The 13,628-nt window shown below is 31.7% G+C and carries 14 protein-coding genes; 5 read left to right on the top strand and 9 right to left on the bottom strand.

Going from position 1 to position 13,628, the window contains the following annotated elements:
• The first annotated feature begins 8 nt into the window (after positions 1-8).
• Both P8V03_RS01190 and yjeM read left to right on the top strand, forming a co-directional pair.
• Positions 9-323: a hypothetical protein gene (locus P8V03_RS01190; protein ID WP_261670903.1), complete on the top strand. Its 315-nt coding sequence runs from the start codon at positions 9-11 to the stop codon at positions 321-323.
• Between the two features lie 314 nt (positions 324-637).
• Positions 638-2,155 carry a glutamate/gamma-aminobutyrate family transporter YjeM gene (yjeM, locus tag P8V03_RS01185; protein WP_318796453.1) on the top strand — a complete coding sequence of 506 codons (1,518 nt, stop codon included), beginning with the start codon at positions 638-640 and terminating at the stop codon, positions 2,153-2,155.
• Positions 2,156-2,201: 46 nt separating this feature from the next.
• Here yjeM and P8V03_RS01180 read toward each other — a convergent pair whose 3' ends face one another.
• The 6 genes from P8V03_RS01180 to P8V03_RS01155 form a co-directional block, all read right to left on the bottom strand.
• Positions 2,202-2,798 (bottom strand): LysO family transporter, encoded by a 597-nt coding sequence (locus P8V03_RS01180; protein WP_318796451.1) that lies wholly within the window; start codon positions 2,796-2,798, stop codon positions 2,202-2,204.
• A complete protein-coding gene (locus P8V03_RS01175) occupies positions 2,791-3,075 on the bottom strand; it encodes a LysO family transporter (protein WP_261670900.1) in 285 nt (94 codons plus the stop codon). Before P8V03_RS01175 ends, P8V03_RS01180 begins: the two co-directional genes overlap by 8 nt.
• 14 nt (positions 3,076-3,089) lie before the next feature.
• Positions 3,090-3,725, bottom strand: coding sequence for a 5-methyltetrahydrofolate--homocysteine methyltransferase (locus P8V03_RS01170; RefSeq protein WP_318796450.1), 636 nt, complete (start codon positions 3,723-3,725; stop codon positions 3,090-3,092).
• Between the two features lie 185 nt (positions 3,726-3,910).
• On the bottom strand, positions 3,911-4,444 hold the full coding sequence (locus P8V03_RS01165; RefSeq protein WP_318796449.1) for a TDE2712 family protein: 534 nt from the start codon (positions 4,442-4,444) through the stop codon (positions 3,911-3,913).
• A gap of 181 nt (positions 4,445-4,625) precedes the next feature.
• The gene (locus P8V03_RS01160; RefSeq protein WP_318796448.1) at positions 4,626-5,381 is read right to left on the bottom strand and encodes a TSUP family transporter; all 756 of its coding nucleotides are present in this window, start codon (positions 5,379-5,381) and stop codon (positions 4,626-4,628) included.
• Between the two features lie 154 nt (positions 5,382-5,535).
• Positions 5,536-7,395: an LTA synthase family protein gene (locus P8V03_RS01155; protein ID WP_318796447.1), complete on the bottom strand. Its 1,860-nt coding sequence runs from the start codon at positions 7,393-7,395 to the stop codon at positions 5,536-5,538.
• Positions 7,396-7,673: 278 nt separating this feature from the next.
• Between P8V03_RS01155 and P8V03_RS01150 the strand changes: the two genes are divergently transcribed.
• Positions 7,674-8,162 (top strand): hypothetical protein, encoded by a 489-nt coding sequence (locus P8V03_RS01150; RefSeq protein ID WP_318796446.1) that lies wholly within the window; start codon positions 7,674-7,676, stop codon positions 8,160-8,162.
• A gap of 18 nt (positions 8,163-8,180) precedes the next feature.
• A complete protein-coding gene (gene rlmD / locus P8V03_RS01145; protein ID WP_318796445.1) occupies positions 8,181-9,533 on the top strand; it encodes a 23S rRNA (uracil(1939)-C(5))-methyltransferase RlmD in 1,353 nt (450 codons plus the stop codon).
• A gap of 303 nt (positions 9,534-9,836) precedes the next feature.
• Here rlmD and P8V03_RS01140 read toward each other — a convergent pair whose 3' ends face one another.
• Complete coding sequence (locus tag P8V03_RS01140; RefSeq protein WP_318796444.1) at positions 9,837-10,754, bottom strand: cation diffusion facilitator family transporter; 918 nt, start codon at positions 10,752-10,754, stop codon at positions 9,837-9,839.
• A 500-nt stretch (positions 10,755-11,254) separates the two neighbouring features.
• Between P8V03_RS01140 and P8V03_RS01135 the strand changes: the two genes are divergently transcribed.
• Positions 11,255-12,079: a polysaccharide deacetylase family protein gene (locus tag P8V03_RS01135; protein WP_318796443.1), complete on the top strand. Its 825-nt coding sequence runs from the start codon at positions 11,255-11,257 to the stop codon at positions 12,077-12,079.
• A 369-nt stretch (positions 12,080-12,448) separates the two neighbouring features.
• Here the strand turns inward: P8V03_RS01135 and P8V03_RS01130 are convergent, their stop codons facing one another.
• Entirely contained in the window at positions 12,449-13,216 is a 768-nt protein-coding gene (locus P8V03_RS01130; protein WP_318796442.1) for an NfeD family protein, read from the bottom strand.
• A gap of 1 nt (position 13,217) precedes the next feature.
• Positions 13,218-13,550 carry a PadR family transcriptional regulator gene (locus P8V03_RS01125; protein ID WP_318796441.1) on the bottom strand — a complete coding sequence of 111 codons (333 nt, stop codon included), beginning with the start codon at positions 13,548-13,550 and terminating at the stop codon, positions 13,218-13,220.
• Positions 13,551-13,628: the final 78 nt, after the last annotated feature.

Here is a 13,628-nt window from a genome sequence, read left to right as displayed (position 1 = left end):
GTTTGGGGATGGATGCAAATGCTAGTTTAATGAATAGTTTAATGACCCTTTTAGGACTTACAGGTGTTATTCAAGGAATAGGAATGAAATATAGTAAATCTGTTAGAAAGAAGCTTATGCTAGATGCAAAAGGAGTAGATAAAAAATATATTAGTTTTAAAATAAATTTTCTTATTATAACAGGAAGTGTTTTGTTAATAATTCAGACAGCAGCCTATTTTAGTCCAGCATTAGGAGATAAGCTGCAAATATTACTTTCTGCTTTCTTGCTTTTAGCAATAACAGCAGATCTTGTATATAAAAAATTTATACGAAAAAGATAATTCCGTAAGCTCTGGAGAAACTCTCCAGAGCTTATTAAATTTATTCTATTGGCATATTTAACTATCAAAACAAATACATGAATTTATATAATTTAGGGCATTTTAATATATAATTGTTAAAAAATATAATGATTGAATGATATTTTTTAAACAAAAAGAAGTGTTTATTTGAAAAATACAAAGCATAGATAGGTAAAATGTCGCAAAACATAAAACTTTAACTTAAAATGTTGTAAAATCTTTAACAATGGTTTATAATAAGGTTTGTCAATTGACAAATTTAAACAAAATATTTTTGATGAGGAGGAAGCTGAATGTCATCAAATACAAATAATAATAAAAAATTGACTATGGTATCATTGGTTTTAATGATTTTTACTTCAGTATTTGGATTTGCAAATATGCCTAGATCCTTTTACTTAATGGGCTATGCTGCTATTCCTTGGTATATCATATCTGGAATAGCCTTCTTTATTCCATATGCCTTTATGATGGCTGAATATGGTGCAGCATTTAAAAATGAAAAGGGTGGAATTTACTCATGGATGGAAAAGTCTGTAGGACCTAAATATGCCTTTATAGGTACATTCATGTGGTTTGCATCCTACATAATTTGGATGGTTAACATATGTTCTTCTATTTGGATTCCGCTATCAAATGGTATATTCGGAAGAGACACAACTGCAGCTTGGGCTATACCTGGATTAAATTCAACACAAACTTTAGGTTTACTAGGTGTACTATGGATTATATTAGTTACATTTACTGCATCTAGAGGATTAGAGAAGATAACTAAAGTTACTTCTGTAGGAGGAACTGCTGTTACGTTATTAAATGTAGTGTTAATAATAGGAGCAATAATAGTATTGATAACAAGTGGTGGTAAATTAGCAGAACCTGTTGTTTCTGCAACATCTTTTATACAATCACCTAATCCATCCTATCAAACTGGCTTTGGAGTATTGTCATTCCTAGTTTTTGCTATATTTGCTTATGGCGGTATAGAAGTTGTTGGTGGATTAGTAGACCAAACTGAAAATGCAGAAGTTACATTCCCTAAGGGAGTTACCTTTGCTGCAATAGTTATTTCTATAGGTTATTCAGTAGGTATATTCCTATGTGGTATATTCACTAACTGGAGTCAAGTACTATCTGTAAAAGGAGTACACATGGGTAACGTTGCATATGTAGTAATGCAAAACTTAGGATATCAGTTAGGGTTAGGATTTGGATTAGGCGAAGCTGCTGCTCTTACTTTAGGTGCTTGGGTAGCTAGATTTGTAGGAGTATCAATGTTCTTAGCGTTAACAGGAGCATTCTTTACACTATCTTATGCTCCATTAAAACAATTAATAGAAGGTACTCCAGCTGAGTTATGGCCTGGAAAAATGGGAATAGTTGAAAATGGAATGCCTAAAAATGCTATGTGGATTCAATGTATAACTGTTATAGTTTTTATACTATTGGTATCCTTTGGAGGAGAAGGAGCAGCTCAATTCTTCTCAAAATTAGTTTTAATGACTAACGTAGCAATGACAATACCATATCTTTTCTTATCTGGAGCCTTTGCACAATTTAAGAAGAAAAAAGAAATTATAAAGCCTTTTGAAGTTTACAAAAGTTATGGTAGTGCTTTAACTGCATCAATAATAGTTACTTTTACAGTAGCTTTTGCTAACTTCTTTACAATAATAGAACCGGCAACAAGAGGCGACATGAGCTCTACAATATGGATGATTGCTGGACCACTATTCTTTACAATTGTTGCGTTAATAATGTATTCAAGATATGAAAAGAAAACTGCTGGACAGAGAAAAGATAAAGTAGCATAAAGAAGAACAGAGAGAAGTACCTATATGTCTTCTCTCTGTTTTTTGTTTATAATGTATAAAAAAATGTTATTAAAATAGGAACTAAAGAAGTCAATATTGCTCCGTTTAGAAAGGAGACCACTGCGATTTGAGGCGTAGTTGCTTTTGCTATTAGAGGCAGCGTAGTATCCATAGAGGTAGCTCCAGCAGGAGCTATGGCAGTATAGTGATTAAGTTTAGTAGCCAATATAGGAATCAATATCACAGCTATAAGCTCTCTAAAAACATTTGTAAGAAAAGCTATAGTTCCTACCTGTGCATTTTCAAGGTTTGTAAGTAGTATTCCAGAAAGACTATACCATCCAAAGCCTGAAGCTATAGATAAACTGGATTTTAGAGGAAGGCCATAAATAAGTGCGGTCATAAGCCCACCTACAAGACTTCCTAGCACTATACATATTGGTATTAGTATAATTCCAATACCATTCTTTTTTAAGTCACTAAGAAGGTTTTTATTTGAACCAACGTCTATTCCCACAGAAAGTATCAAAAAGTTTAATGCTATAGTAGATAAAGTATTCAAGTTACCAATAAAACTTTCAGGCAGCAATAAGTATCCACAGAGCATTCCTAAGGTAACTGCAACTAGTATGATTTTAGTCATTATTCTCCCTCACTTTCATAAAACGTGAAGTGATAAAAAACACTAATATAATGCTGAATATAGAGGTCAAAACTGCAAAAGTTACTGATATTTGACCTATATTTTTTAGGTTATTTACAATGGATTTATTAGCACCAGCAGATGCACCCATACAGAACAAGAGAAAGACAACTCCTATTTGTTGAAGCTTGCTATTATAGTTTTTTTGTTTATCTGATAAATTTATAAAATATCCAATAGCTGCACCAATGCATAGGGAAATAATAATTGCCCACATAAATATAGTCCTCCTTATATCTTTTTCATACTGCAATAATCCCTATTATTGCATTTACTGCAATCATGATCCTTCTTATTGGACTCTCTTTTTTCGTCTGCTCCATATATATAAGCCATACTCCTTACAGATGATAGCATACAGTCATCTACCATAGTGATACCTAGAAAGTTTTCTGCATCTAGTTTACCTAATATGTTTTTTTGATACCATAAAGGTATTTCTCCATCACCTGGTGCAATTCTGCAGCTGAGACCTAGTCCTAGTTTATTACATTTTTCATAAATTTCTTTAAAAAGTTGATAGCTAAGTTCAAACAAATATGAAGTAGCCATAGCGTCTAGTACCATACCATCCTTCATTCTCCCATAGGAAAATAATTGGTTAACCTGCTCTGTAACTTTATCGCCCATAGTAATAACACAATAAACTATATGCTTACAATCTTGAATTACATCAAATTTAAAGTCTTCTCCCTTTTGTTCTATTGTAAAAATAGCAGCAGGTTGCACTGAATCATAGAGTACAGGCAATAAGTTATTATACATAGAATCTATTTCTTCATCAGTTATAAACTCGCAATAGGATTTTAAGGTGTTTATTACAATACCTTTGTCCAACTTAAATTGAAAATCTAGTATTACATCCATAACTTTCCCCCCAATATATTTATATTCCCCAACAACAATTATACAACAAAAAGGCTTTTTCACACAGGGATTATTCAATGAAGTAGGAATTTTCTAAACAAAATCCCCTGAAGGATTCTTCAGGGGATTTTGTTTAATGTTGATTTTATATTCATAGAATAAGGTTTTGGATAAAGGTTAAAAAACTAAAGCAGCTCCTTTAATTTTTCTTCGATATATTCTTTTATTTCCTTTCCATCTACGAAAATATTATCATCTATATCACTTGGTTTCACTCTAAAGAAGTTTATAATTAACTTATTATCTACTATCTTATATTCGTCTAGATGCATTGGAGATATTATAACTTCTAGCTCTTCATATTTTTCACCAAGAGGTGTATTTTGTAGTTTTTCTAAAACAGTATCAATATTAAGCTTTTTTAGAGGTTGAACCATTAAATCAGTGTATCCTAGGTCCTCCATCATCCACATATTGTTGTTCCAGAATCTTCCCTCTTTCTTATTAGCTGCCGAGAAAGGTTCTCTATTTGTTATAGCACTTAGTACCTTACGAACAGATTCCTCATTGAATTCCTCATCATAAATAAGTGTAAGACCAGCCATATCTGCTACATCGTTGAGGTATTTTTCAGAAACCTTCTCTCTGTCATTAGTAGCCTGCCAGTAATAAAGCATAGCTTCGATAAGATCCATATTTAGTTTAACTCTTTTTAGCATAGTAAAAACTCCCTTCAAGTCTTAATTAACATAATTTAATATTTCTCATGCCATGAAATGTATTCTACATTTATTTAGCAAATCCTTTTTTTATTTAAATCTCAAAGGGAAAATATATGACTATAATAAAAAGTAAGGAAAATGTATCAATTTGCCTTACTTTTTAATAATATATTTACCATTAGTTAATCATTCCATATAACATTTTTACAGCTACAGCTAGAGACATAGTTACAAAGATTGGTTTCATAAGTTTTGCACCTTTGGAAAGAGCAACTTTGGTTCCAACTCTTGCACCAAGTATCATAAATATTGCAACAGGTATACCTATTTTATAATCAATAGAACCATTAATTGCGAAAACAACTAAAGAAGTAATATTACTTACAAAGTTCAAGACCTTTCCGTTTCCGCCAGCTCGTACAAAGTCAAAGCTGTAAATAGATATAAGTCCAAAAATTAAAAAGGAGCCTGTACCAGGGCCGAAGAAACCATCATAAAATCCCATAGATAGTGCAAGGACCATGCCTAGAAGTATATTCTTTTTATTAAGAGATTCAAACTTATCTTCCATACCTATAGTTTTTGAAAATAGACTGTAGGCTCCAACGCACAATAAAAGCACAAGTACTATAGTATTTAAGTATTTTGTATCTATAGCCAAAACCGTATTTACCCCAAGAACAGCACCAACTAGAGTAAAGGGAATTAAGTACTTTAAAATTTTAAAATCAACTTTTCCTGATTGGGCAAACTTAATTGAGCTGGTAAAGGATGCACAGGAAGAGGAAAATTTATTTGTACCTAAAGCTATATGAGGAGAAACACCTGCTAATAAGAAGGCAGGAACGCTTATAATGCCGCCACCACCTGCTATCGAATCAATAAGAGCTGCAAAAAATCCAGCTGTACATAAAAATACTAAGTTCATTGTCATAAAATACACCGCCATTACATTAAGTTATTTATTCAAATAAGATATTATCATAAAAAATAGATATGCACTACTAGCTTATAAAGTGATATAAATAAAAAGAAGCTTATCCATAGAGGGAAAGCTTCAAAAAAGTTTATATATTATTGTTATGCTATTATTTATCTTCTGATTTAAACTTTTTTAGCAGGTTGTGCTTTAAAATATCATCAGAATACTCTAGCTGATTTATTACATCATCTTTTTTCTTTTTTAAGATCTCTGTTTCTCTTACTTTTTCATAGGTAGTTAGGTTGTAGTAGGTGTTAGTTTGGGCCATATAGTAATACTTCCCATCAGTAAAGGAACCATCCCTAAAAACTACTTTTTCCTCTTTAGAGTTAAATAAATCCCTACCCATTAAGCCCTTATTTGGAAGACTAAATAAATTACATAGTGTCGGATAGATATCTATTTGGCCAGCATAGATGTCATTTACGCCCTTAGGAGATTCATTAGGGAAGTGGATAATTAATGGTACCTTCTGAAGCTGAGCCCACTCTATATCTGATAGGGAAGATTTATTTAAAAATGTAGATAACTGATTTATCTGTTCCTTAGGAATAGCATAGTGATCTCCATATAGAACCACTACAGAATCTTTTAATATTCCTTCTTTATCTAGCTTATCAAAGAAAATTCCAAGCTGTTCATCAGTGTAATGTATAGACTTCATGTAATTTCCAAGAAGAGTGCCTTCATAGGAAGCTACATTAAAGGTGCCGTACTTGCTAGGATCATCATAAGGAAAGTGACTACTTAAGGTTATTAAAAAGCTATAGTAGGGCTTATTCAAGGTCTTTATCTTTTCTACTGCTTGATTTAAAAAGGACTTGTCACTTAGACCAAGGCCAACAGTTTCATCAACTGTATAACTTTTTTCTCCGTAAAAATTATTAAATCCAAGCTTTTTATACATTACGTTTCTATTCCAGAATGTCTCTGTAAAACCATGTAGGGCAGCAGTATCGTATCCAGCTTCTTTAAAGTTTTCAGGCATTCCATTAAATTCGTTGCCAGCATATAAAAAGTAAGCGGCACCAGAAGAAGCAGGGTATAAGGAGTTATTTGTCATAAACTCTGCATCAGAAGTTCCTCCAGCTGCAGTTTGATAAAATATATTATTAAAGTAAACACTATTTTTAGCTAGCTTATTTAAATTAGGAGTTATTTCTTCACCGTTAACCTTACTATCTATAACAAAGCCTTGAAGAGCCTCTACCTGAATCATAATCAGGTTTTTGCCTTTCGCAGCTCCTTTTAAGTTAGATTCTTCTCGGGAGTTTGTCTGCAGAAAGGTTCTTATTTCTTTTTCCTCTACATTGGAAAGAGGAGTTAACCTGCTTATACCGGCAGATATAGAATTATAAAGGTCCAAACTGTGGTAGTTTACAGCACCAAGTTTTCTAGTTATATATACCTTGTTATACATTGTACTTAAAAGTCTAGGCTGCTCCTTTGATAAGCTGTAAAAGCTTTTAATGTTGGCAGTTAACCCTATAATTAAACAAATCATAAGAAGTGAAAACCTAAGTTTTTTTGGCAACTCTAAGTTATCTTTAGCTCTATAACCCCTAATGAAAGGCACCATAAGCAAAAGGTCAGCAGCGTAAAGGAAATCAGTTAATTTTATGAGACTAGCCACACTGGATTTAACTGCTCCCAAGGCAACACCGTTTACTAAAACCGGTATAGATATAACGTCCTTAAAATACCTAAAATAAGTTAAATCGCCTATTATAAAAAGGGTTATGAGAAGGTTACAGATATATAAGAATTTTATCCGAAATTTATTTTTAAATAAAAGAGATATAGCAGATAGAATTAAAACTGAAGCAAGTACTGGAGGCAATAGTGCAGCATAGGAGAAATAGTCTGGCTGCATTTGACTACCGTAAACTAGAATTTTAATTGTTATAAAAAGTACAAATAAAAATAAATCTATATAGGCATTCATAAAGAAACTTACTTTTTTCATTAATAAATCCTCCAATAAGTATGTAAAATTAATCCTTCTAAATTATAGAATAGATATATGTATAATCATAAAATAATTTGTGAATAAATTATTAAGCTGTTGCAGATATAGGGCTTTAAATACTATAATTAATAAGGGCTTATATATTTTAACAAATAGATAAAAGCTATGCAACAACATCTAGTAGTATATGAAGTATTTTTAGATTGGTATTTACATACGGGAAATAGTATAGCATAATATATTTGTTATTATAAGAAAAAATAGGAGGGAAAGTCATGGAAGATAAGGATGAAATTCAAGAAGGTCTTATTATAGATGAAGAAGCTAAAAAAGAATTCTTAGAGGAGTTAAGAACTAAAAATTTAGAAGAAACTCAGGAAATAGAAAGAGCTAAAATTTTAGCGGCCCTTAAAGAAAGTGAGAATACCAGTGAAAATACTATAGAAGAATCGGCTTTAGATAGCGTTGAAGATAAAAATATAAGTGTAGTTGAAGATAAAAAAGATGAAAAGAAAAGGCCAGAGTTCTGGATAAAAAATTTTAAAGCATCATTTATAGATACAGCTGTAACAGCTCTTTTATCTACTGCAGCTCTATTTTTGTTTGATCTTATTTTAAGATTAATATTCGGATATTATGTTGCAGATTTAAAAGGAGTATATATTATAATATTCTTAATAATACTAGTTATATATCCACCTATAATGTATAGATCAAAGCACAGCAAAACTATAGGTGAAAAATTTGGCAAAAGAGAAGCGTAAGAAGGAGAAGAGTAAAAGTTGAGAAAAGGCAATGAATATGAATTTAATATAGAAAAGACCCAGTTTCCTGGTACAGGAATAGCAAAAATGGATGACCTTAAAGTTTATATTAAAAATGCAGTACCAGGTCAGAAGGTTAAAGCAAGAGTTACTAAAAAGAGAAAAGAGTATGCAGAAGCAAAGATAGTAGAAGTAATAGATAATGTAGATTATGCAGTAGAGCCGACATGTCCTCATTTTAATCTATGTGGAGGATGTACTTCTCAGTTTTTACCATATGATAAACAATTAGAGTTAAAAACTGAACAGGTTTTGGAATTATTTCGTGAAGCAGAGATTGATGGCTTTGAGTATTTAGGTATAGAAAAGAGTCCAGATGAACTTGAATACAGAAATAAGATGGAGTTTACCTTTGGGGATGAAGAAAAGGGCGGGGAGCTTACTTTAGGCATGCACATCAAAGGTAAAAGTTTTGGTATTGTAAATGTTCATGGATGTCAGATAGTAGATGCAGACTTTAGAGTTATTTTAGATACAGTGGTAAATTACTTTAGAGAAAAGGAACTTCCTTACTACAGAGTAATGAAACGAGAAGGTTTTTTACGAAATCTTGTTGTAAGAAAAGCTAGAAACACTGGTGAATTATTAATAAATATAGTTACTACTTCTCAGTTAGATTTTAACTTTGAAGAGATTACAGAAATCCTTAAAGCTTTAAATTATGAAGGCGAATTAAAAGGAATATTACATATTATAAATGACAGCTTCTCTGATGTGGTTCAAGCTGATAGTGTAGAAGTTCTTTATGGAAGGGATTACATTATAGAAGAACTTTTAGGGCTTAAGTTTAAAATATCTCCTGAATCCTTCTTCCAAACTAATTCTAGAGGAGCAGAAAAGTTGTATAGTATGGTAAAGGACTTTTTAGGAGATGCATCATCTAAAGTAGTTTTTGATTTGTACTGTGGTACAGGAACTATTGGTCAAATTGTAGCACCTAAGGCTAAAAAGGTTCTAGGAGTGGAGCTCATAGAAGAAGCGGTTAAGGCTGCTAATGAGAATGCTAAGCTTAATGGGTTGACAAACTGTCATTTCATAGCTGGAGATGTAGCTCAGGTTATTAAGACTATTAAAGACAAACCTGATGTAATAATTCTAGATCCACCAAGACCAGGGGTACATCCTGTGGCTTTAGATTATGTTATTAAGTTTAATGCACCAGATATAGTGTATGTATCTTGTAATCCGAAAACTTTAGTTACTGATTTGAAAGTGCTTAAGGAAGCAGGATATACTGTGGAGCAGGTTAAGCTAATGGATATGTTTCCACATACGCCCCATATCGAAACTGTGGTTAAGTTAAGCAAGTAGTATCAAGGGTTATACAGATTTACTCCTTCCGTCAAATAGCAATTTCCCACCATAAATTTATACTTGGCGGAAGTACTATCTCTTAAACCCCGAGAATATCTTCTGCTTATAATAGAACAGGAGCCTTTACTAGTACACCTATATTATATATAAAAGGATAAGATATGCAAAAGGATATCTTATCCTTTTATGTGTATAGGGAAAAAATCTGATTCTAGAGTTTACATTTGCCATTTTTTAATGAAAATTGTACTGTCTCTTATTTCAACTTCAAAGAGTTAATTAAGGAGAATTTGTAAAAGTTTACTTAAGCCACTCTTTTGTTAAAATCTCAAACTTTTTACAACCAGAATTACGACAGTAATGTGTGCAAGATTCTATGTGGATCATAACGTTAGTATTTTTCAAGGATTGTTCAATGCCTTCTTCTATCTCATCACATATGTCATGTGCAGATTTTATGGCCATATCTTCAGGAAACACTAAGTGTAAATCAATATATTTATTGGGTCCTGCTCTTCTTGTTCTCAAATCATGAAAATCGCAATAAACTGACTTATATTTAGATATAATTCCGTTTATTATTTCTATCTCCTCATCAGATATTTTAACATCCATTAGGGGAGCAAAAGCTACTTTTAAAAGTTCAACTGCTTCTTTTAAGATAAATATTGCAACTAATATAGCAACTACAGGATCTAAGAAACTTAACTTTGTAATCAACATTAATAATAAACCTACTCCAACACCAAGAGAGGTATATACATCTGCTTTCAGATGAAGAGCATCAGCTTCTAAGGCTATAGAATCTTCTTCCTTAGCAACTTTATATAGTTTTTTAGAAACAAGAAAGTTTACACCAGAAGATATAAACATAACAATAAATCCTAAGCCAATAGAGACTATCTCTTCAGGGTAAATAATTTTTTTAATGGCCTCTATTATTATCCAGATAGATGCTACAAAAATAAGCAATCCCTCAATAACACCAGAAACATTTTCAATTTTACCATGTCCGTAAGGGTGCATTTCATCAGCAGGTTTGTCTGAGATTCTTACTGAAAAAAAAGCTATTATAGCAGCAGTTAAATCCATAGTAGAGTGAATTGATTCAGATATTATACTTACAGAACCGGTAGTAATGCCTACAATTAACTTTAAAATAATAAGAACTGAATTGGATAATATTGAAAGCCTTGCAAACTTTGTTTTTCTATTCATTTTTACCTCCCAAAGAATCATTCTATTATCAATTGATAATAGGATATAATATATATAATACACTGTAATTGACGTATAATCAAGAAGATAAATATGAAATTATCTATCAATTGATAATGAGTTTCGTGATTATTTAGTAGCAAGAAAGCTAAGATATAAGCCAGAGATGCATCTTTTCACTACAGCTTTTATTCTTATCATGTCTAAAGTTTCTACATCAAAGCCACACTCCTCAAATATTTGTTTTATTGTTTTTCCATTAGGGTGAAATTTTGATAGTATCTATTCTACAGGGCACATTTTAAAAATTTCATGGGATTATAATGTGGCATAAATTCGCAGAGGTTTACCATTCAATATACAAGTTAGATATAAAAATTACGGTTATAACTAGCTAATAAGGAAAATAAATATAATCTTTCAATCTTATCTATAATATTACTATGGGAAACACATAATATCATTGAAAATATAGGGATGATTTTTAAAAGGAGGATACTATGATAATTTATAATTATAAAGCTAGAAAATTGTTGATCCTATCTTTTATGGCTCTGTTATTAATTTTAGGTATTTATAAAATCAGAAATTATATAGATTTTCCTAAAGTAATTCAATTATTAAAAAATGGATCACTAGCTCAGCTTAATTATAGTTCTGAATATAATCAGGGGAAAGCCTATGGTAATACACAATTTAATAATATTATATTTTATGAAGGTAATAATACTAAAAAGCAAATAGCATTAACATTTGATGATGGCCCAGATACAGTTGTTACTCCAAAAATTTTAGATATTTTAAAGAAAAACGATGTAAAAGCAACCTTTTTCATATTAGGTAACAGAGCACAGAGGAATCCAGAGATTGTAAAGCAAATACTAAAAGACGGTCATGCTTTAGGAAACCACTCATGGGATCATAAAGACTTGGATAGGCTATCTCCAGATAAAATTAAATCTGAAATTCAGAAAACAGATAATATATTATTTAGTATAACAGGTTATCATCCAGCGATAGTACGTCCACCGTATGGTGCTGCTAATAGAAAGGCAGTGCAGGAGATTGGCCCTATGGGATACAAAGTTATTGATTGGTCAGTGGATACCCTTGACTGGATGGGTATACCACCTAATATTATAATGTATACCATCAAGAGAGAGATAAGACCAGGTGGAATAATTCTGCAGCACTGTGCTGGAGGGAAGAAAGGAAATTTATCCAATACAGTAACGGCACTTCCTCAAATAATAGAATATTTAAAATCAGAGAACTATGAGTTTGTGAGAGTACCTGAGCTTGTAGGTACTTCGCCTGGTTTATAGAGACTTTATTGTTTTTCTCTTCAATCTCTGTAGCTCTGGAAGACTTGGAAATCACCCTTGGGTCAAGGATTACATTCCTTACGTTAAAAACAATAGCTTATGCAAAGCTAATAATTCGCATAGCGTAATAGGCTAAGAGGCTCTAGCAGGTGACAAAAAATAGATAGGAACATATTTAAAATTTTAGGTCTTAGAAAATATTTTTTTGGGCGAGTCATTTGACCTATAGTACCAGATAGGAAACCTTGAACAAGCTTATATTTGCTTTTTGGCATTCCTTCTGACAGCAAAAATAAGCTTGTTAGGGGAAAAAGTGGGTTTAGATTAATAACATGATTAATCTTTCCTTTGTATACTGGCGGTTTTTTATTATAAAGGTTCTGCCTTTTTTACAATTAGATTGAACCCATCCATATTGACTATAATAAGCGGGTCTCCCTTTTTTATTGACTGACGTTGAGAGTAAACTGTCTTTGTAGCATTGTCAAATAGTCCCTTACCCTTATAATTAAAGTCCTCACAAGCTACTCCTTGCTGCCAAAGAAATTTTTGCTCTTTTTTTATTCTTTTGGATTCAATAATGAATCGTTCAATACTTATTATTGAAGCAAAAATACATATTAGGATTATAGTCTGTAAAAGAGAGTGAGATATCATTACTATTCCTAATGAGCAGATAAATACACCATTGGCGTTTGAACCTCCACGTTGACTTTTACCATAAAAGAGTGGAAGATCTGAATATTTTTCAATGCCTATCCATACTAGGGCATATACTGATAAGAATATACCTAGGATTCTTAAAATATCAATGGGTGCTATAGATAAAAAATCCGAGCCATTTAGTTCTAATAGTTTTTTTACTAATTGCAAGGCTAGAGTTATTATAATTAGAGCAATAACCTGAGGCCAATCAATAGTTACAGGGTGTATAGAATCTAACATCTCACCTGTAGCTTTAGGATCTCCCATGTCTTTAATAGCTGCATTTTCTGCATCTTCATCACAATACCCCATTTTAATATATGCTTCTTTTTGGTCAGTAATGTGATTTTTCATTTCCACGCAAATCTCCTTTCTTATTTTTCTGTTAGAGATATTTTTAGTTAAAATACGTAAATATTCATCTGCCTTCATATTAATACGCCTCTAATTCTAGTAAGGATGCCATAGTTTTAACATATTTTTGCCATATAGAAGTGTTATCTTGCAATAATTTTTTCCCCTGTAATGTTAGGCTATAATACTTGCGAACTTTTCCGTTAACTTCTTTTTCATGGTAATTTAAATATTGTTGTTTTACTAAAGTGTGTAGTAAAGGGTATAACGTGCCTGCCTTAAGTTCAAACATATTGTTTGAACTATTTTTTAAAGTTTCAATCATTTCGTAACCATACATATCTTTTTTCTGGAGTAATTTTAAAATAAGCATAGTGATATCCCCAGAATATAAACTGTTGTTAACTGACAACTTAACCACCCCTTTCATATATAGGCAATCTATATACTTATTATTAATATTATTATATATCGATAATCTATATATGTT

This window comes from Clostridium tanneri, assembly GCF_033659955.1.
Lineage (GTDB): Bacteria > Bacillota > Clostridia > Clostridiales > Clostridiaceae > Clostridium_AM > Clostridium_AM tanneri.
This window is presented reverse-complemented; position numbering and strand designations above follow the sequence as displayed.